Here is a 19704-nt window from a genome sequence, read left to right as displayed (position 1 = left end):
TTAGCACTGTTCCTTTGTTTCCACAATAGCAGAAAACCAGGTTTACTACTTAATCCCAGAGTCCCTGCGGATAAAGTCCCTGATCCTTCAGATTCTGGATCGCGGCTACCACTACCGGTTTGTCCTCTTTATAGGTCACTCCGTACCATTTATCCTGTGTGGTAAGGACCCTGACTGCTGCCTTTTTTTCCTGGAGGAGCTCGTCAACTACAAACGGAAGGAAATATTCGCATTTCAGAGGATTTTCCGGAATGCTCTTTTCAAGGAATACCGGGAAGCGTTTTACCAGCTCTTTCATAAATCCGCCGGTGAAGCCCCACATATTCATGGATACCGGAGTCTCTCCTGGGAGACTTGTCCAGGTTTTTCCATCGTCCTCTGTGTAGGCTGCTCCGCCGTCACGTTTCTCAATGTGTGTTCGCTCATTGATATCTGCAAGATATCCATTTTCATCTGTCTCACAGACACCTCTGGAAACGTAGCCATTGTCTGTCAGGGTATTCTCAAGACGGTAGCCTACCATCATATACTGGGCAGGTACGGTGTCCTCCTGGGCCTGGATCAGGAAATCATACGCCATCTTAAAGGCATGGGTTCCATAATAATCATCTGCATTGATCACCACAAACGGTCCGTCGATCTCTCCGGCACAGCTTAATACCGCATGTCCGGTTCCCCATGGCTTCACACGGCCTTCCGGAACCTGGAAGCCTTCCGGGATGTTGTTAAGATCCTGATGCACATAAACGATCTCCACCTTGTCACTTAAGCGGTCGCCGATGGCATCGCGGAAATCCTGTTCATTCTCTTTTTTTATGATGAATATCACTTTCTTAAAGCCTGCACGTACGGCATCATAAATGGAAAAATCCATGATGATATGACCTTCCTGATCTACAGGATCGATCTGTTTCAGTCCGCCGTAGCGGCTTCCCATTCCTGCTGCCATTACTACCAGAACCGGCTCTTTCATAATCTTATTCCTCCTGATTTTTAGAAATACAGGGATTTTTTCCCATACATAGTTTAAGCCGGTCAGATTCTCATCCGACCGGCCTTTGAACCTTTTTTTATTATACTACACTTCACCGTGAAATCCTACTGATTATTTTCAGTTTATTTTCGGTCAGAAGTATTCTCCGGGAAAACGATCTCCATCCTGGTTCCAACTCCCTGTTCACTTTCCACGTTGATCTGTGCATGATGAAGCGTTGCTCCATGCTTCACAATGGAAAGCCCCAGACCTGTTCCGCCGGTCTGTCTGGAATGGCTTTTGTCTACCCGGTAAAAGCGCTCAAAGATCCTTCCCTGTTCACTTTTCGGGATTCCGATCCCGTCATCTGCCACACAGTAGAACGGATGCCCTTTCCGGTTGCCTACCATGATCCGCACATGACCATTCTGTTCTGTATAGCGAACTGCATTGTCTGCAATATTAAAAAGCATCTCATAGAGTACATGGCGGACACCCTTGATCTTCTCTGCACTTCCGGCAAGCTCAAGGAAAATATTTTTCTTTCCGGCAGGATGTCTGAGATTATTTCTTACGTCTTCCGCAAGCTCATAAAGATCCACCTCTTCAAAGGGAACCTCACTGTTGCTTTCATCCAGTCTGGAAAGCTGGATGATATCCGCTACCAGATTGGAAAGTCTTATTGATTCATGGTAGATCCTTCCGGAAAATTCCCGTATATGATCTGCCGGAACCATGCCGTTCATCATAAGCTCCGCATAACCGGAAATGGACATCAGCGGGGTCTTCAGCTCATGGGAAACATTTGCAGAAAATTCCTTCCGGATCTCCTCTGCCTCCTTCAGTTCTTTTACCTGCTGCCGGATCTGCCGGTTCTGTTCATCCACCCGCACAAGAAGGGGACGCAGCTCCTCATAGCACACATTGTTCAGCGGATGCTCCAGATCCAGATCGTTGACCGGACGGATCAGCTCTCTGGTCTGTCTCTGTGCAAAAACAAACTCCAGGATCAGTACCAGGAGCATCAGAAGTCCCAGCACAGCAAGACTTGAGATCCATGTGGAATATATAGAGTCTACGGTTTTTCCTACACGGAGCACGTTTCCGTCATCCAGCTTCACCGCATAATAAAAGGTCTTTTTTGCAAAGGTTTCTGAATAACGGATACTTTCGCTTTTTCCATTTTTTTCTGCCTGTATAAATTCCGGACGATCACTGTGATTTGCCAGTTTTTTCGGAGAGGCCTCAGAATCGTAGAGAACGGTTCCGTCTTTACGGATGAGAGTCACACGACTTGATGATACTGTCCGAAGCTTTTTTGTGAGAAAGGAATCTCCATACTCATCCATGGCAAGGCAGATATACTGCGCTTCCTCACGGACTCCCCGCTGCATGTATGTGTTTAATTTACTGTAGGTGACCACACTTGCTGCCAGAAACGTGACAAGAACAGCAAAAATGATCATAATGCTTGTATGATGCAGAATTTTCTTTTTCATACATGATCTCCGATCCGGTATCCCACGCCACGCACTGTCTCGATCAGATTTCCGGCTTCCCCCAGCTTTTGTCGGAGAGTCCGTACATGAACATCTACAGTCCTTGTTTCTCCGTCAAAATCATAGCCCCACACATGGCACAGGATCTGGTTTCTGGACATGACCAGTCCTTTGTTCTCCATAAGATATTCCAGGAGCTCGAATTCCTTTCTGGTCAGCTCCTTCACCTCACCCTGATAGCTGACTTCGTGACGGGACACATTGACACGAAGACCCTTACAGTGCAGCTCCCTCTCTTCGCTCTGCCTTGCGCAGCGCCGAAGGACCGCTTTGACCCTGGCTACAAATTCCATCATCCCGAAGGGCTTGGTGATGTAATCATCTGCGCCGCCCTCCAGACCTTTTACCTTGTCAAACTCCGCTTCTTTGGCTGTGACCATGATCACCGGGATATCCCGGGTCCTGGTATCACTTTTCAGTCGTTTCAAAATATTATACCCATCTTCACCCGGGAGCATGATATCCAGCAGGATCAGTTCCGGCATATTTTTTTTCATGGCTGTGTCAAGTTCTGCCCCGGTTTCAAAACCTTCTGCCTCAAAGCCTGTTGTCTCCAGGGTATAGACAAGAAGCTCTCTGATATTTCTCTCATCTTCCACACAGTAGATCATTCTATATCCTCTCTGTTCGTTTTTTTGCCGTTGGCACTTCATAATCGTCTGGTCTTTTCTGTTCCATGCCTTCAGTATAACTGCTTTCTTTTTACTGCACAAGCCCTGGCCGTCTGCTGATACAGATAACCAGGGCATAGCATTATTTCGATATCTTTTTATTGGCTGCCTGCCGCTGCCATCTGGGCTGCCGCCGGCTCATCCTTTATTTCCGGAAGCTGATACTGACTCCGGATCACCTCCAGCGCACGGTAGAAGGTTTCGTCCGGCCCATGTTTGATCTGCTTCAGGTGCTGATGTGTATCAAAAGCATCTTCATGAACCTGTGTCACACAAACACCGATATTGGAACAGTGATCTGCCACACGCTCCAGGCTGGTAGTCACATCGGACAGGATGAATCCCATTTCAATAGTACATTCTCCGGCGCGAAGTCTCTGGATATGCCGGTACTTCAGTTCCTTGCTGAGTTCATCGATCACTTCCTCCAGTGGCTCGATCTCTCTCGCAAGCTGCACATCCTGATTTTCGTAAACCTTGTAAGCAATATCAACAATGTCTTCCACCGCATGCTCCATGACACGTAACTCTTCCAGCGCCTTATCCGAAAACTTCAGGCCTTTTTCATAAAGCTCCTGTGCGGATTCCATGATGTTCACACCGTGATCGGAAATCCTCTCGAAATCACCGATACAGTGGAGCATGATGGAAACACTGTGACTGTCATGAACGGAAAGATCCTTCTGGTTCAGTTTTACAAGATAGGTTCCAAGTTCATCCTCATAACGGTCTACCTTTTTCTCTGCTTCTTCCACCAGAGCCTTTCCTTCTGCGCTGAAATTCTTCAGAAGGTCCAGGGCGGTAAACAGAGTTCTGTGAGAATCCTCTGCCATTTTTTTCGCTGCATTCCTGCTCTGCTCAACTGCAAATGCAGGTTTCTCCAGAAAACGGCTTTCCAGGATCATGAAATCCGGATCTGCTGCCACCTTCTCCTCCTCTTCCTTCCTGTCGCGGATAGTAAGACAGGCAAGCTTCTCCAGAGCCTTTCCAAACGGAAGAAGAACAAGAGTTGCCGTGATATTGAAGGCACTGTGCAGGATCGCGATCCCGGCCGGAGTCGCTGCCTGTGCCATAAATGAAAAATGTACTGCTGCATTTATCGCATAAAATACTGCCATGAACAGCATGGTTCCGATCAGATTGAAATACAGATGGACCATAGCCGCACGTTTTGCGTTTTTGCTGGCTCCGATGGCTGAAAGGATCGCAGTGATACAGGTACCGATATTCTGTCCCATGATAATAGGAAGTGCTGCACTGAACGGTACCATTCCGGTAAGGCACAGTGCCTGGAGGATACCAACCGATGCGGAGGACGACTGGATGATCGCTGTCAGCACTGCTCCGGCCACAACTCCAAGGATCGGATTGGAGAATTTCACCAGCATTCCGGTAAACTCCGGTACCTCTGCAAGAGGTTCCACAGCTCCGCTCATGGCATTCATTCCATACATCAGGATCGCAAAGCCTACAAAGATCGCTCCCACGTCCTTTTTCTTCTGGCTTTTTGTAAACATGATCAGAACCACGCCGATCAGTGCCAGGATCGGTGAAAATGACGTCGGCTTAAAAAGCTGGATAATAAAGTTATCACTCTGGATACCTGTAAGACTTAAGATCCATGAGGTTACGGTAGTACCGATATTGGCACCCATGATGATTCCCACAACCTGGGACAGCTTCATGATTCCCGAGTTTACAAAACCAACGACCATAACGGTAGTTGCCGAGGATGACTGAATCACTGCAGTCACACCCAGTCCAAGAAGAACGGCTCTGATGGGATTGGAGGTAAGTGTCTCCAGGATCCGCTCAAGCTTTCCGCCTGCAACTTTCGCAAGCCCGTCTCCCATTAAGTTCATTCCATAAAGGAAAATAGCAAGTCCGCCAAGCAATGCCAGTACGCTGAAAAAGTCCATAATACTCTCCTTCACTTTCTCTTTTTGATATGTTTGATTTCCTTTTTTCTCATTTCAACGATTTTCATAATAGCGGCCTATTGTAAAATTTTCCCCACTGGAATGTAAAATCTGTGTAAAAAAAATAAAACAGAGGATCCTGTTACGGGAAACCGATTTCCCGTCAGGATCTCTCTGTCCTATATATCGTACAGTGGTTTTTATCCTTATGATGTGTTTTGTGCTGCGGATATTCTCATTCCGCTGAGCTGCATGCTCACGAGCAGAGCTGCCCTGCGATCTGTGATCAGAATCCGCGGATCTCCTCATCCTCAGATCCGGTCTTGTCGATGGATTTTATTACAAGGTAATAGCTGTAATCATCATTGACCTTTACTTCCACCCGGTCTCCTACACGATGACCGCGCAGTGCCTTGCCGATAGGCGATTCAATACTGATACGGTTTTCCATGGAATTTCCGCGGATGGAAGTAACCAGCTTGTACTTCTCCACCTCATTATCTTCTTCAAAAAGGACTTCCACGATATCGTCCATTCCCACTTCGTCAGATCTGGAAGCATCGGATACAATGGATGCCGTCTTCAGCATCCTCTCCAGATAACGGATGCGGCTCTCGTTCTGATTCTTATGCTTCTTGGCTGCATAATACTCAAAGTTCTCACTTAAGTCTCCCTGGGCACGTGCCTCCTTGACCGCCTCAATGGCTTCCTTACGTACTACCAGTTTACGGTGTTCGATCTCCTGCTCTATTTTTTCAACATCCTTGCGGGTAAGCTGTTCTCTCATTTCTCTGGCATCTCCTTTTCTTTATAACATTCAGACTGATCCTGGATCTGTTCTCCACTTCCTGTGAAGCTTCTGTCACAGATACAGGATTTCTGGAAGGTTACCGGAAATACCATAGCAGATACGCTCTGCTTTGTCAAACAGCGCATACCTGTTCTTCGGCTTCCTTCTGCTGGTGTACTCGCTGTTCAATATAATCTGCCATATGTTCTTTGGGGATATCCAGTAACATGGAAAATTCAGAATAGAGATGATCCTCTGCAAGCTTCAGATACCGCTCGTCTGTAGCGGTTGTTTTTTTGCCATGAGATAATCTGGCCTGTTTTCTGACGTAGATCGTCTTGATGATCCGAAGAAGATCTCTGCATTCACAGGTACGGATGCATTTCTTGTAGCTATCCTCCCGGAATTTCTCATTCTCAATACTCAGTGTCTCAATGGATGGGATCTCATCGATAAGCCTCTCCGCTTCTTCCCTCGTAATGATTCCGCGAAGCACCTGCTTTCCACCTTCCACCGGTGTAAATATCTTCCCATCTGTCTCTCCTCCGGGCCTCAGTACATAATAAAGTTTCTCGCCGGAGGAACCATCCACCCTCATTGTGGTAACTCCTGTTACCTGGCAGATGCCGGTACGACCATACACAACATATTCGCCTGTTTCAAACATTTTTCCACTTCCTTTCATTTTTTTACTTTTCTTTTGTTATCCTGGCGCTTATTGTGCTCTAATGAAAGCTCCCTGCCAGGTTATATATCCAGACAAGGAGCTTCTCACTGAGGATTCTATCCTTATTTTACTACTTTTCCCATTTATTTGCAAAAGAATTCAAAAAGTTTTTTTATTTTTGTGAAATATGCCCACAATGAGGGCATATATTTTTTGTTATAATTCTTCTTTTTTCTTTCTTCCCAGACGGATGTCTTCCATATGAGATTTCAGTTCCGGTGTCATACTGTCAAAGAGATAGGTTTTGCTGTTGTCCCTGCGCTCCTGCCATTCTTCTCTCATCTGCTGTTTTGCGGAAGCGATCTCATCTTTGAATCCGCGCGCTGAGATCCTGGCGGCTCCCTGTCCCATAATGATGATCTGCTCCAGTCCGTCTGATGTGGCAACTGTCACGTTATGCTTCCGTCCGATTTTATGGACAGTGCGTTCAATATACTGGTCTGCAGTTTCCGCTTCTTTTGTATAGACAACATGAATGTTATGATACTGGAAGGTTTCCTCCGGATGGCCCTCCACACGGTAGGCATCAAATACCAGGATCAGGATGCAGCCCTTGATCCCCTGATAATCGCTTAATATGTCCATTAACCTGGACTGTGCCGCATGAAAGTCTGCCTGTGCCAGATCTCTTAAATCCTCCCAGGCAAATATGATATTGCAGCCGTCCACCAGCAGATAGTCCTCTCTGTGGATGGCCGGACTGCTGTTTCTCCAGGCGCCGTGACCGGATTTTGCCGGAAGGCCGGAATCTGCTGCACCTTTGCCTCCCTTCCCGGAAAAGCTGCTTCCGCTTTCCGGATTTCCGAAGCTTCGGCTGTTACTGCTGTATCTCTTTGAGCTCACCGGACCAAAGGTTTTCTCAAAGATTGCCTTCAGTTCTTTTTCCTCTTCGTAGCTTCCATACATGGAGGTATATTTTCCACGGCCGGCATTGGCTGTTCTGCGATCCGGACTGTTTTTGGCTGTTCCCTGAACTGCACGCACTCCTGCAAAGCTGTTGTCGGAATCCTCATAGGCATCATTACTGTCCGGAAACTGAGCTCCTTCCAGATGCATATATTCTTCTACCTCATACCAGGGAACCACGAAGCCTGCTCCATGGGCACAGAATACAGAGCCTGTAGGATTCTCAAGATCTCTCTCGGAATCATATCCGATCTCCTCTGCGATCTGCTCCTGATCCTGGCAGGGTTCATAGCCCTTCAGCGTACAGGTCAGATGACCTCTGCCTCTTGTGTAGGAAACTACCTGACTCTGATAATCCCTCATTTTTGCCACCGGCGCACTTCCTGTGATCACCGACAGCTCTCCCTGGGTTTCCGGCCCCTGAAAGGTTCCCTGCATCCTCTGGATATCCGTCATGGCACGTCCTACATTTTCTGCCGGAACCTCAAGTCGGAAGCTGTAATAGGGTTCCAGAAGAACTGTCTCCGCTTTCTTGAGGCCCTGGCGCACAGCACGGTAGGTCGCCTGCCGGAAATCTCCACCTTCCGTATGCTTCTGATGTGCCCGCCCGGTGAGAAGTGTGATCTGCATATCAGTGATGGGTGATCCGGTAAGGACTCCCAGATGCTCTTTTTCCTCCAGATGTGTCAGGATCAGCCGCTGCCAGTTCCGATCCAGCTGATCTTCATTTGCCGCAGTAAAAAACTGCAGTCCGCTTCCTCTCTCTCCCGGTTCCAGAAGAAGATGCACCTCTGCATAATGACGAAGCGGTTCAAAATGTCCCACGCCTTCCACCGGTGCGACAATGGTTTCTTTGTATACGATATTACCGGTCCCAAATTCTACTGCCACATGAAAGCGCTCCCAGATCAGATGCTTCAGGATCTCGATCTGTACCTCGCCCATCAGCATGGCGTGGATCTCTCCCAGCTGCTCATCCCACATGATATGAAGCTGCGGTTCTTCCTCCTCCAGCTCCTTCAGGCTTTTCAGCATCCTGTGGGCGTCACAGCCCTCCGGAAGGATGATCTGATAATTCAGTACCGGTTCCAGCACCGGCATGGCAGAATCCGCCTCAATGCCAAGTCCCTCTCCCGGATATGTTTCGGTAAGACCTGTAACTGCACAGACGGTTCCTGCCTCTGCCTCTTTGAGCATTTCAAATTTTGCACCGGAATAGATACGGATCTGATCTGCCTTTTCCTCCCAGATCTCCTCTGCCGGAATACCATTTCTTCCTGCATTGGTCAGCGTCTCCTTAACCTTCAGGCTACCGCCGGTGATCTTCATATAAGTGAGACGGTTTCCCTGCTCATCTCTGGCGATTTTAAAGATCCTGGCTCCGAATTCCGCGGGATAGGACGGTACTGCCATGTAGGTCTCCATTCCATGGATAAAAGCATCTACGCCTTCCATCTTCAGGGCAGATCCAAAAAAGCATGGAAAAAGCTTTCGCTCCAGGATCAGCTCTGCCACGTCCTGTTTTGCGATCGTTCCTGTTTCCAGGAAGCTTTCCAGAAGGTTCTCCTCACACATGGCGATATTTTCCAGAAAATCATCAGTTCCATTTATTTTATCAGAAGCGCCCTGCGTTCCGGATATATTCTCTTTTTCTGCTTCACTGGCGTTGTCTTTCAGCTGCATTCCTTCAGCTGACGGAGATTTCCCGGAGTTATCCACAGGATTCTCCTTTTTCCCTGCTGCTTCTGCACCGGAGCATTCCAGTTCTCCACTAAAATCCACACAGCATCCGCTTAATTTCTTCTTCAGCTCCTCAAGAAGTCTTTCCCTGTCCGTTCCTTCCTGATCCATTTTATTTACGAAAAGAAATGTTGGGATCTTATACTGTGTCAGCAGTCTCCACAATGTCTGTGTATGCCCTTGCACACCATCTGCTCCGTTGATCACCAGGATCGCATAATCCAGCACCTGCAGGGTACGCTCCATCTCAGCAGAAAAATCCACATGCCCCGGTGTATCCAGAAGTGTCACTTCCATATCCCCCATGGAAAAAACTGCCTGCTTTGAAAAAATGGTGATTCCTCTCTCCCTCTCAAGCTCATAGGTATCCAGATACGCATCCTTGTGATCGACTCTTCCGATCTTCCGGATCCTTCCGCATTTAAAAAGCAGGCCTTCCGATAATGTCGTCTTTCCTGCATCCACATGGGCAAGCACGCCCAGGCTTATATGTCTGTGTTTTATATTCTGAGGTTTTTCTCCCATTGAAAATACCCCTTTCTGTTGTAATGATATCCACTATCATAACATAGAAAGGGGTATAAGTCGAATTTTGTTTCGGTCTGTGATTCAGGAATCCAGGTAGGCTTTCAGCTTCTCCAGATCCTTTTTCATATCTGCTCTTCCTGTCTGGTAGATCCGCTCCAGATTGCTCTCATCACGCTCGATCATCGCCGCCTGGATGGGACTGCTCGGACGGATGATATGAACGCGCCCCTCTTTTTCCAGAGAAGCCAGTTCCTCCAGTGTTTCATTATAATGGATATGCCGTTCCTCCAGATCCTTCAGAAAAGCCGGATATTTATGTAATACTGCCTTCAGAAAAAGCTGCATCTTCGGGTTTGCTTTTTTTCGGTACTTCACATCTCTGGTAAGCACTACTACGTTTTTTTCGTATCCCCGGGAAAGCATCCACTTAACCGGGATCGGATCAGACACACCACCGTCCAGAAGTCTCTTTCCCCCAAGCTTCACCGGTCGGGAGGCTACCGGGATCGATGCAGACGCACGCATCCATTCAATATCCTCCACATCTCCGTTGGGACATTCATGATACACCGGTTTTCCTGTATCCAGGTCCGTACACACCACTGTAAATTTCATGGGATTTTCTGCGTAGGTCTGACGGTCAAAAATATCCAGCTTCCAAGGCAGTTCATAATATCCGAATTCCCGGCTGTATACATCTCCTGTGGTGATCCAGTTCCGGATGCTTGCAAGTCTTTTATCCTTGCAGTACTTTTTGTTATAGCGAAGAACTCTTCCGATCTGCCTGGACTTATAATTGCATCCAAAAACAGCTCCAGCCGATACGCCCACCGCACTGTCCGCATAAATCTCATTTTCCATCAGAACATCGATCACGCCGGCGGTATACAAGCCTCGCATACCGCCGCCCTCCATAACGATACTGAATTTTTTCAATTGTGTTTCTTTCATTTATTTGTCCTCTGTATTCTGTCTGGCAGACTCTGCTGCCCTTATACTGTCATCTTTATGTCCCATTTATTGTACTTTTTAAATTATATCTGTCTTTTCTGCCATATATCTATATCCATTATCAGAATATCTTGGTTGTCCACTTGCTCATATCCCAGACTTCATTTACCACATCCTGGTAAAATTCCGGTTCATGGCAGATGAGAAGAATACTTCCGCGGTATTCCCGGAGAGCTTTTTTCAGCTCGTCTTTTGCATCTACATCCAGATGATTGGTAGGCTCGTCCAGAAGAAGAATATTGGTGTCACGGTTCACCAGCTTGCAAAGACGCACTTTTGCCTGCTCACCACCGCTTAAAACTCGTACCTGGCTCTCAATATGCTTGGTCGTCAGGCCGCATTTTGCCAGTGCGGAACGCACTTCATACTGGGAAAATGACGGAAATTCCTGCCAGAGCTCTTCGATACAGGTAGTTCGATTCTCACCTTTAACTTCCTGCTCAAAATATCCGATTTCAAGGTTCTCGCCCTGCTCCACGCTTCCGGAAAGAGGCTTGATCAGTCCAAGAAGGCTTCGAAGAAGTGTTGTTTTTCCTATTCCATTGGTTCCCACCAGTGCGATCTTCTGTCCTCGCTCCATAGTAAAATTCAGTGGCTTGGAAAGCGGCTCATCATAACCGATCACAAGATCATGGGTCTCAAAAAGCATCTTTCCTGGTGTTCGGCCATAACGGAATTTGAACTCCGGCTTCGGCTTCTCTGCTGCCAGCTCGATCACATCCATCTTGTCCAGCTTTTTCTGGCGGGACATAGCCATGTTTCTTGTGGAAACACGGGCCTTATTCCTTGCTACGAAATCCTTCAGCTCACTGATCTCCTGCTGCTGTTTGCGATAAGCAGCCTCCAGCTGTGCCTTCTTGACCGCATAGACCTCCTGGAAATGATCGTAATCTCCTACATAACGGTTCAGTTCCTGATTTTCCATGTGATAGATAATGTTAACTACAGAATTCAGGAACGGAATATCGTGGGAAATAAGGATAAATGCATTCTCATAATCCAGAAGATATCTTTTCAGCCATGCAATATGCTCCTCATCCAGATAATTGGTAGGCTCATCCAGAAGCAGGATGTCAGGCTTCTCAAGAAGAAGCTTCGCAAGAAGTACCTTGGTTCTCTGTCCGCCGCTTAGATCCGTAACATCACGGTCAAGCCCCAGATCCAGAAGGCCCAGAGCTCTGGCAACCTCCTCCACTTTGGCATCGATCGCATAAAAATCGTGAAGTGTCAGTTCGTCCTGGATCGTTCCAAGCTCTTCCATCAGACCATCCATCTCGTCAGGATCTGCAGTTCCCAGCTTGTCGCAGATCTCGTTCATCCGTTCTTCTTTTTTGAGAAGAGGATCAAAAGCGGATTTCAGCACCTGGCCGATGGTCATCCCCTTTTCCAGAACTGCATGCTGATCCAGATAGCCTGCGTGGACATTTTTTGCCCACTCTACCTTGCCCTCATCCGGCATCAGTTTTCCAGTCACGATACTCATAAATGTGGACTTTCCTTCGCCATTAGCGCCTACAAGTCCGATGTGTTCTCCCTTAAGAAGCCGGAAAGACACATCTTCGAAAATCGCTCTGTCTCCAAACCCGTGGGTCAGGTGTTCTACATTTAAAATACTCATTTGTTATATTCCTTTATCATTGTGGTTTTTCTGTTTTCCCGGAAGGGATTTTTAATAATGCTATAGTATTATACTTGATGTTTTTCTCTGCTGTAAAGTCAAATCTCTGTATACACTACGATCGGCTAACTGGCAGCTTTTTTGTATTACCGGTTAAGCTGCTGAATACTATTGAATAATTTTTCATCTTCCTACCTCATTATCTGCTGTAAAAATCCTGTTCTTATTTATTATGCCATCGGATCTCACCGTTTAATATGATCGGATAACGGATCAGCTTGTCTGAATCAAGGTTTTCCGCATACATATCTACTGCGGTTATCTGGTGATTATCATATGTGGTATAATAATAGATTCCCTTTGTCGTGTTGCAGCATGAAGTATAGATCGTGATCTCATATGCGCCCTCTGATACCTCACAGCAGCCCCGCTGCTGATCAACAGAGCCTAAAATATGGAAAAACTGGCTGACACTTTCGTTTTCCCCATCTCCGGATATTGCGTTTAATTTTGTAAATGCAACCTTTACAAATCTTGACTGGCTTGAAAGATCTCCCGGAATTCCCATTCCGCCCATTCCTCTGCTGTATGGATCCAGCTCCAGCACTCCTGCAAATGTACTTTCCGGCTGCTTTCTGGATACACCCGCATAATTGTTAAGTGCAAACATCTGACCGGGGAATGGAGGATTATTTGTAAGTACGCCAACAGGATCGTCATAGATGTGCATTCCGTCTTTCATGGATTCTACAACGATGCATTCCTCCTTGTCTGCGATCATCCAGTGAAGCTGTGCCGTTGGAAGCTGTTCACTGAAGGGTGTTCCCATAAGCTTCATATTGGAAAGCATCCTCCTTGCTTCAGCCACCGAAGCACATTGGGTAAGTATCCATGGAATAAATTCATATTGCGCCACCTGGACAAGATCCTTATCTGCCTCTGTCGCTTCATCTGCATATGCCGCATTCCCCACAAAGTTAAGTCCTGCCATACCCAGTCCCTTTTCATTAGCCGCATCATAATAAAGCGGATAATCTCCTGCTACAAACGCCATTCCTATGAGAGCATAATGTGTTTTTGCTTTTCCTGCATATCGGAAATCGAACTCATAATTTCTTGGGGTTATGGTCACCTCTTCCCCATAGGAAAACTCATAGTCAAGAGTTCTTCCCATATAAAAATCCTTTGTCTGATACGTTGCTGCTGTACACATAGATTTACACCTCTTCCTTACAATAATCCTGCAAACAATCTCATGAAAAGCTGTCCCAGACGAAGATATGCACTGCGTCCTGTACGGTATTGTTCTGTTACTTCCCGACATTCCTTCATTGTTTCTTCCAGGTCATTTCTTATGGATAACACAGCCGGACTGTCTGCCATAAAGCATCCGTTTTCAAAATGATGATAAAGACTTCTGTAATCCAGATTTATAGTTCCGCAGGTTGCCATACAGTCATCTGCCACGCTCATCTTGGCGTGACAGAAGCCAGGTGTCCACTCGTAGATCCGCACTCCATTTTTAACCAGTCCATGATAAAAGGAACGTGTAACACTGTAAATCATTTTTTTATCCGGGATACCCGGTGTAATGATCCTGACATCAATCCCCCGCTTTGCAGCAAGACACAGCGCATGTGTCATTTCATCCGTAATGATCAGATATGGCGTTATAAACCAGCAGTATTTTTCAGCTTTGTTGACCATGCTGATATAAACTTCCTCTCCTACCTGTTCATCATCCATTGGACTATCTGCATAAGGCTGTACAAATCCGTTCTGATCTGCCTTATATTCTGATCTTATAAAATATTTGCTGAAATCCTCATTATTATTCCTGTCATTGGCTGCATTCCACATTTCAAGGAATGTTGCTGTCAGCGACTGAACTGCATCGCCTTCAAGACGAATCCCGGTATCCTTCCATTGTCCGTAAGGATTGGTGTAATTAAAATATTCATTTGCCAGATTATAGCCGCCTGTGAAAGCTACTTTTCCATCGATCACAGTTATTTTTCGATGATCACGGTTGTTCAGAAATACATTCAGACCCGGCATAAACGGATTAAATACCCGGCAGTGGATTCCGATCTGCTCCATCTTTTTTACAAAATCCGTATTAATAAAGCCAATAGAACCCATATCATCATAAAATACTCGCACTTCCACGCCTGCCTGTACACGCTCCTCCAGCACTTTCTGGATCTTTTTCCAGGCCTCTGCATCTTCTATCGCATGGTATTCCATAAAAATAAACTTTTCAGCCTTTGACAGTGCCGATAATTGTGCTTCTAATCCCTTTACCGCCTCATCATAATAAACAATATCCGTATTCTGGTATACGGGATAACCTGCATTTTTCCAAATATACTCACTGATATTTCCTGCTTTGGGGATTTTATTTTTGATATTTTCCAGTTTTTCCCGATTGTCCGGCAGAAGCGGCAGAAGCTTTCTGTCGATATCCGCATATCGTTCTCGCATTTTATGGGTTCCGCCATTTAATCCGATCAGCAGATACAGCGCTACACCCATGATCGGAAACACAAGTATCAGAATGATCCACGGCATTTTCATGGAAGAGGTCTGATCGGATGCATATAGTGCCAGAACCAGAATTCCTGCAAAGACTCTAGTCAGCAGATTAACGATCTCCGCATATTCATTCAGCCTTGTGATCACGATAATGATAAAAGCTGCTTCCAACAAAATACAAAGCACCGAAAAACATAATCGAATGACACCGTTTTTCGTTTTTGCTCAGCCCTCCAGTGTATCCTGCTTCATAAAACCGCCCCTTTCTGCATTGAATGAGAATTTTCTGTTGTGCGTAAACCTAACTGAATATTCCTGTTGCGTAATAAAATCAACAATTATCGTCTATACTACAAACAGCGGAGCTCTGACCTGATGATTCCTTGTCCACTGTAATAAAAAATGAAATAAGAAGAAAGCCCTGGAAGCTGCAACTTCGAGGGCTTTTGATTTTTTTGTTATAAACACTTTAATTCTTTTTTGCCTGCGAGCATTATAGCATATGCGATTTTTCTTCGCAATATACTCTGTATACTTTTTAAGATGTTTCTGTTTTTACTGAACTCTTTGCTTCTATCATTGCAATAACTTTCTCCGCTGGTTTCCCAACTAGACATGTGATTGTTGGTATTCTTTAACCTGTTTTCACTTACCGCTTGTACCGCAACATACCATTTTTCAATTCAATAAATTTTCCGTTAAAGATTTCCTGCAACACCTGTCTGCATGGTATCCGTTGCAATCTTCTAACCTCAGACGCTTCCATTACTCGGAAAGTAGTTTGGTGATGATCTTGATAAAATGCAATGAGCGATTCAATATACGGCTCAGCATCTTCAAACGTCCAGTTTGCTTCCTCCTTCAAACGCGAGAATACCGATACCAGACTAATACATCGAACATCTTCAAAATTTGTAGCGCCATTCCGAGCATTTCGGTCATCGGAGCAGAACACATAAATCTGCTCCCCAAGCATCACCGACAAGACCTGCAACAGCACAAAAGACTTGATTTCTCCAAGATTATTTTTCTTGCCCACTTCGATATCGAGTCGTTCAAGCTCTTTCAAATAATCCTCTCTCGATATCGCCGTGTAATCAGCATCTTCCAATGCTCGATAATGTTCCGAAAAGTAATCTTTAGAAAAAACATCACAGGCCAATTTTAACATCTGTGTATAAGTCGCACACGCCAGCGGCCCTCGTACATGTGACAGGCTTTCAAGAATTTCTTGATCCGTGTAGCTTTTTATCTTTTGCGCGCCAATCTTTTCGCTCAACCAGATTGGCGCATCAGCATTATACCGATTAAGTTCTGTTACGATTTGCGCATGACAAAAGAACACATATTCCGGCAATTCCATGACCCGGTCAATCAAATGATTATCGCCGCCATCTTGAACAGAGTGCGTTTTGGAAATGAAATCGGTATCTAGCAGTGCATATTTTTTCACTTCGCTTTGACACCCCTCAATCCAAACCGTACTCTTTTTTCAGTTGAGTAATGTAAGCCACATCGTCATTTTCTCTGGATTCTGTCAGATACTCATGCTGTCTGTTATACTCAACTTTCTCAAGGAGTGTGCCAAAAGATTCTGTTCCCCTGCCATCAAGCTGCCAGCGCTTTGCCTTACCTATCAGTGATGCCCTTTTCATTACATTCGCAGAACTTATCTCCAGCAGCTTTTCAGCCTGCTGGTGGGATATGTTTCCACTTTCAAACAAGCGCAGTACAACTGCCTTGTAGGGCATAGCAAACATATCCATAAGTATCAAAACGGAATCTACCGAAACCAAATCTTTATCAATTCCATACAGTAGAATTTGCTCATGGAGAAGTTGATCCGGCATCAAAAGCAGACCTGCGAAGGCATTAGCTTCCAAGTCCTCCTGTGTTCTTCCTGTTTCATCACCTGTTGCCGAATCCAGCATAGAACCATTTTTTATATAGCTCTGGTCTGCATTTTCTACATAACAGTAGATATGATACAATTCATGCGACGCAGCGAAAAACTGCTTACATAGTGGAAGTGCCGTATTTACGCACACAAAAATCGTATCCTGCTTCAAAAAAGTCAATGCCCATAATTCATCATCATGAATTGGAAAACGAAGCAGTTCCAGTGCAATTTCTTTCTTTCTTGCATAGTTCTGTATAACAGCAAAAATATTATCTTTGATAATAGAATTACCGACATACTCTGCCGAAAACTGCCTGACAACAGATTGAATTTCATCAAATTTCCTGTTTTGGCTTACAAAAAGGCTATCTTTCAGAACATTGTTCATCACTTATCCTCCCAGAGCTGCTCCATCTTTTTGCCATTCTCGCATGCCCTAGTGTGGAACAGAATCATGTCGGACAGTTCATCCGCAAGCCGGATTCCCTTTCTTGCTTCTTCTGTTTTAACACGCCCCATAAACGCATGAATCACATTCGTATCCATCGGCTTTTCTGGCATCTTCATCAGAGAATCCATCGACACATGCAGATATTCAGAAATCTTATGAAGTTCAATCGCATTGATTGCTCTTGCACCATTCATAATTTTGCTCATTGTCTGTTTGGAGACTCCAATTCCTTCTGCCAGATCAACCTGCTTTTTGTTTTCTTTTTTCAGTTCAGCCTGAATGTTGTTTGCAATTATCATATTTACATCCAGCATATAATCGCCTCCTGTTCTTGTACTTATATTATACGCTCTTTCACATAGAATATCAATTATTTAGAGACTGATCTTAGTTTTTAATTTATTTTGTCGCTATTTTAGTTACAAGTCATCGCTAACCTTCAGAAGAGTGGTTTACACTAACGCTATAAACCTGTATTTTCCTCATTCAAAAGACCTTCTACAACCTCAACAGAGAGATTTCTATGATAGAACAGCTCATTGCCGAAGCAACAAAATTTGATTTCAAAGTTGCTCTCAAAACGAATCCACCAAAAAACCGGTTAAAAAACACCCCATTGCTTTGGTATGCTACCCTCATATAGGACAATGAAATATAAAAGTCCTATATGGGGGTATTTTCATGTTCAGAAAGAGTAAGATAGAACCAGTAGAAAAAGTAAAAATAGTCGAACGCTACCTTGCAGGAGAAATTGGCATACAGCAAGCAGGAAAAGAATTGGGAGTTGACCGTCATAGTATTCGAAATTGGATTTCTATTTATCAGTATGATGGACCAACTGGATTACTCAATCAACCGAAAAACAAATCTTATTCAAAAGATTTAAAAATATCTGCTATAAATGATTATCTTAACGGAGAAGGATCTCTTCAGGATATTTGCACAAAATACGGAATTCGTTCACACAGACAGCTTTCCGATTGGATTAAGGTGTATAATTCTGGTGGAATATTAAAAACATCCACTGGAGGTGCTTACATGAAAAAGGCAAAGAACACTACACTTGATGAGAGATTAAAAATAGTAACAGATTGTCTTGCAAATGATAAGAATTATGGTGCAATGGCACTCAAATATGATTGTTCCTATCAACAAGTTCGCAATTGGGTAATACGATACGAAAAGATGGGTCAAGCGGGTCTGGAAGACAGACGTGGACGTCGTATAGCTTCTCTTCCAAGCAGAACACCTGAAGAAGAGCTACGTGACAAGATAGCTGAACTGGAAAGAAGAAATCTAGACTTACAAATGGAGAATGATCTGTTAAAAAAAGTCAGAGAACTGGAAAGGAGGGGTCGCTATCTTTAATCCATCGGTTAGCCGAATATGAAGCCATCCAAAAACTATCGTCTACTAAGCATTATCCCATAGATAGACTTTGTAAATATCTTAATGTTACACGTTCTGCGTATTACCGCTGGGGAAAATATCCGAAAAGTAATAATGAACTTCGAAACGAAAGACTATCCACTGAAATCCAAAGGATTCATCACCAGCATCCAGATATGGGATACCGAAGGATTCGTGATGAATTAGATGGACATAAAGGAATTCATGTGAATGATAAACGAGTACTTCGTATTTGTAGGAAATACGATATAAAATCAAATATTAAATGGAAACCTAAGAGTTGTACCAGAGGAGACAGAAATCCTGATCACATAGCAAAAAACTATTTACACCGTGAATTTCACGCCGAAAAACCGAATGAAAAGTGGCTTACAGATGTTTCTGAATTTAAATACTACAACGGAATAGAAGTTCATAAAGTTTATCTGAGTGCTATTTTAGATTTATATGATAGAAGGATTGTTTCCTTTAAAATCAGCGATCATAATGATAATCCATTAGTTATGGACACGTTTGATGAGGCTGTTCGTCAGGAGCCAGATGCACACCCATTAGTTCATTCTGATCGAGGCTTTCAATATACAAGCGCACAGTTTTATACTAGATTAAAAAAACATCATATGAAGCAGAGTATGTCTAGAGTTGCCCACTGTATTGACAATGGACCAATGGAAGGGTTTTGGGGAATTCTAAAACGAGAAATGTATTATAAACAGCGTTTTAATGACAGAAGCTCTTTGATTACTGCGATAGCTAATTACATAGATTACTACAACAACCAACGACTTCAAAGGAAACTGCATGTAATGACACCAATGAAATATCATGAGCAATATACAAAAGCAGCATAAAATATCGCCAGCCATAGCATGGCTGACGATACAAAAATTTATTATTTTTTATTGTCCTCTTGACGGGGAGCATACCAGCTTTTCCAACGAGGCTTGTAATTGTTGCAGGTCGACA

17 protein-coding genes are annotated in these 19704 nt (G+C 44.6%); 2 read left to right on the top strand and 15 right to left on the bottom strand.

What is annotated here, in order from left to right:
- Positions 1-49: 49 nt before the first annotated feature.
- From NQ489_RS04460 to NQ489_RS04390, 15 genes are all read right to left on the bottom strand, one after another.
- Entirely contained in the window at positions 50-973 is a 924-nt protein-coding gene (locus NQ489_RS04460; RefSeq protein ID WP_021652265.1) for a sugar phosphate nucleotidyltransferase, read from the bottom strand.
- A 143-nt stretch (positions 974-1116) separates the two neighbouring features.
- On the bottom strand, positions 1117-2472 hold the full coding sequence (locus NQ489_RS04455) for a sensor histidine kinase (RefSeq protein WP_021652264.1): 1356 nt from the start codon (positions 2470-2472) through the stop codon (positions 1117-1119).
- Positions 2469-3143, bottom strand: a complete 675-nt coding sequence (locus tag NQ489_RS04450; protein ID WP_044961949.1) for a winged helix-turn-helix domain-containing protein — start codon at positions 3141-3143, stop codon at positions 2469-2471. The genes NQ489_RS04455 and NQ489_RS04450 overlap by 4 nt, the downstream gene beginning before the upstream one ends.
- A 158-nt stretch (positions 3144-3301) precedes the next feature.
- Positions 3302-5122: a Na/Pi cotransporter family protein gene (locus NQ489_RS04445; RefSeq protein WP_021652262.1), complete on the bottom strand. Its 1821-nt coding sequence runs from the start codon at positions 5120-5122 to the stop codon at positions 3302-3304.
- A gap of 286 nt (positions 5123-5408) precedes the next feature.
- Positions 5409-5909: a transcription elongation factor GreA gene (gene greA, locus NQ489_RS04440; RefSeq protein WP_015527340.1), complete on the bottom strand. Its 501-nt coding sequence runs from the start codon at positions 5907-5909 to the stop codon at positions 5409-5411.
- On the bottom strand, positions 5906-6049 hold the full coding sequence (locus tag NQ489_RS04435; RefSeq protein ID WP_158526432.1) for a hypothetical protein: 144 nt from the start codon (positions 6047-6049) through the stop codon (positions 5906-5908). The genes greA and NQ489_RS04435 overlap by 4 nt, the downstream gene beginning before the upstream one ends.
- Positions 6046-6579: a CarD family transcriptional regulator gene (locus NQ489_RS04430; RefSeq protein ID WP_022427065.1), complete on the bottom strand. Its 534-nt coding sequence runs from the start codon at positions 6577-6579 to the stop codon at positions 6046-6048. Before NQ489_RS04430 ends, NQ489_RS04435 begins: the two co-directional genes overlap by 4 nt.
- Before the next feature lie 216 nt (positions 6580-6795).
- Positions 6796-9810: a translation factor GTPase family protein gene (locus NQ489_RS04425; protein WP_021652257.1), complete on the bottom strand. Its 3015-nt coding sequence runs from the start codon at positions 9808-9810 to the stop codon at positions 6796-6798.
- A gap of 84 nt (positions 9811-9894) precedes the next feature.
- Positions 9895-10764: a patatin-like phospholipase family protein gene (locus NQ489_RS04420; protein ID WP_021652256.1), complete on the bottom strand. Its 870-nt coding sequence runs from the start codon at positions 10762-10764 to the stop codon at positions 9895-9897.
- A gap of 121 nt (positions 10765-10885) precedes the next feature.
- Positions 10886-12442: an ABC-F family ATP-binding cassette domain-containing protein gene (locus NQ489_RS04415; RefSeq protein WP_021652255.1), complete on the bottom strand. Its 1557-nt coding sequence runs from the start codon at positions 12440-12442 to the stop codon at positions 10886-10888.
- A gap of 223 nt (positions 12443-12665) precedes the next feature.
- Positions 12666-13655, bottom strand: a complete 990-nt coding sequence (bsh, locus tag NQ489_RS04410) for a choloylglycine hydrolase (RefSeq protein WP_021652254.1) — start codon at positions 13653-13655, stop codon at positions 12666-12668.
- Between the two features lie 17 nt (positions 13656-13672).
- Positions 13673-15181: a cardiolipin synthase gene (cls, locus tag NQ489_RS04405; RefSeq protein WP_227945641.1), complete on the bottom strand. Its 1509-nt coding sequence runs from the start codon at positions 15179-15181 to the stop codon at positions 13673-13675.
- Between the two features lie 445 nt (positions 15182-15626).
- Complete coding sequence (locus tag NQ489_RS04400; protein WP_021652251.1) at positions 15627-16430, bottom strand: hypothetical protein; 804 nt, start codon at positions 16428-16430, stop codon at positions 15627-15629.
- Between the two features lie 16 nt (positions 16431-16446).
- Complete coding sequence (locus NQ489_RS04395; protein ID WP_021652250.1) at positions 16447-17265, bottom strand: ImmA/IrrE family metallo-endopeptidase; 819 nt, start codon at positions 17263-17265, stop codon at positions 16447-16449.
- Positions 17265-17642 carry a helix-turn-helix domain-containing protein gene (locus NQ489_RS04390; RefSeq protein ID WP_015527351.1) on the bottom strand — a complete coding sequence of 126 codons (378 nt, stop codon included), beginning with the start codon at positions 17640-17642 and terminating at the stop codon, positions 17265-17267. The genes NQ489_RS04395 and NQ489_RS04390 overlap by 1 nt, the downstream gene beginning before the upstream one ends.
- Positions 17643-18009: 367 nt before the next feature.
- Here NQ489_RS04390 and NQ489_RS04385 point away from each other — a divergent pair, with 367 nt between their 5' ends.
- Both NQ489_RS04385 and NQ489_RS04380 read left to right on the top strand, forming a co-directional pair.
- Complete coding sequence (locus tag NQ489_RS04385) at positions 18010-18696, top strand: helix-turn-helix domain-containing protein (RefSeq protein WP_021651303.1); 687 nt, start codon at positions 18010-18012, stop codon at positions 18694-18696.
- The gene (locus NQ489_RS04380) at positions 18696-19589 is read left to right on the top strand and encodes an IS3 family transposase (protein WP_226851847.1); all 894 of its coding nucleotides are present in this window, start codon (positions 18696-18698) and stop codon (positions 19587-19589) included. The genes NQ489_RS04385 and NQ489_RS04380 overlap by 1 nt, the downstream gene beginning before the upstream one ends.
- Positions 19590-19704: the final 115 nt, after the last annotated feature.

It is taken from the genome of Blautia sp. KLE_1732_HM_1032 (assembly GCF_025147905.1).
GTDB classification, from domain to species: domain Bacteria; phylum Bacillota; class Clostridia; order Lachnospirales; family Lachnospiraceae; genus Blautia_A; species Blautia_A fusiformis.
Note: the sequence above shows the minus strand (reverse complement) of the source record. Positions and strands in the feature narration are given on the sequence as shown.

Excerpts from the sequence above, each read along its gene's own strand:
- NQ489_RS04460 (WP_021652265.1), bottom strand. The coding sequence starts at position 973 with ATGAAAGAGCCGGTTCTGGTAGTAATGGCAGCAGGAATGGGAAGCCGC.
- NQ489_RS04455 (WP_021652264.1), bottom strand. The coding sequence starts at position 2,472 with ATGAAAAAGAAAATTCTGCATCATACAAGCATTATGATCATTTTTGCT.
- NQ489_RS04450 (WP_044961949.1), bottom strand. The coding sequence starts at position 3,143 with ATGATCTACTGTGTGGAAGATGAGAGAAATATCAGAGAGCTTCTTGTC.
- NQ489_RS04445 (WP_021652262.1), bottom strand. The coding sequence starts at position 5,122 with ATGGACTTTTTCAGCGTACTGGCATTGCTTGGCGGACTTGCTATTTTC.
- greA (WP_015527340.1), bottom strand. The coding sequence starts at position 5,909 with ATGAGAGAACAGCTTACCCGCAAGGATGTTGAAAAAATAGAGCAGGAG.
- NQ489_RS04430 (WP_022427065.1), bottom strand. The coding sequence starts at position 6,579 with ATGTTTGAAACAGGCGAATATGTTGTGTATGGTCGTACCGGCATCTGC.
- NQ489_RS04425 (WP_021652257.1), bottom strand. The coding sequence starts at position 9,810 with ATGGGAGAAAAACCTCAGAATATAAAACACAGACATATAAGCCTGGGC.
- NQ489_RS04420 (WP_021652256.1), bottom strand. The coding sequence starts at position 10,764 with ATGAAAGAAACACAATTGAAAAAATTCAGTATCGTTATGGAGGGCGGC.
- NQ489_RS04415 (WP_021652255.1), bottom strand. The coding sequence starts at position 12,442 with ATGAGTATTTTAAATGTAGAACACCTGACCCACGGGTTTGGAGACAGA.
- bsh (WP_021652254.1), bottom strand. The coding sequence starts at position 13,655 with ATGTGTACAGCAGCAACGTATCAGACAAAGGATTTTTATATGGGAAGA.
- NQ489_RS04395 (WP_021652250.1), bottom strand. The coding sequence starts at position 17,265 with ATGAACAATGTTCTGAAAGATAGCCTTTTTGTAAGCCAAAACAGGAAA.
- NQ489_RS04390 (WP_015527351.1), bottom strand. The coding sequence starts at position 17,642 with ATGCTGGATGTAAATATGATAATTGCAAACAACATTCAGGCTGAACTG.
- NQ489_RS04385 (WP_021651303.1), top strand. The coding sequence starts at position 18,010 with ATGTTCAGAAAGAGTAAGATAGAACCAGTAGAAAAAGTAAAAATAGTC.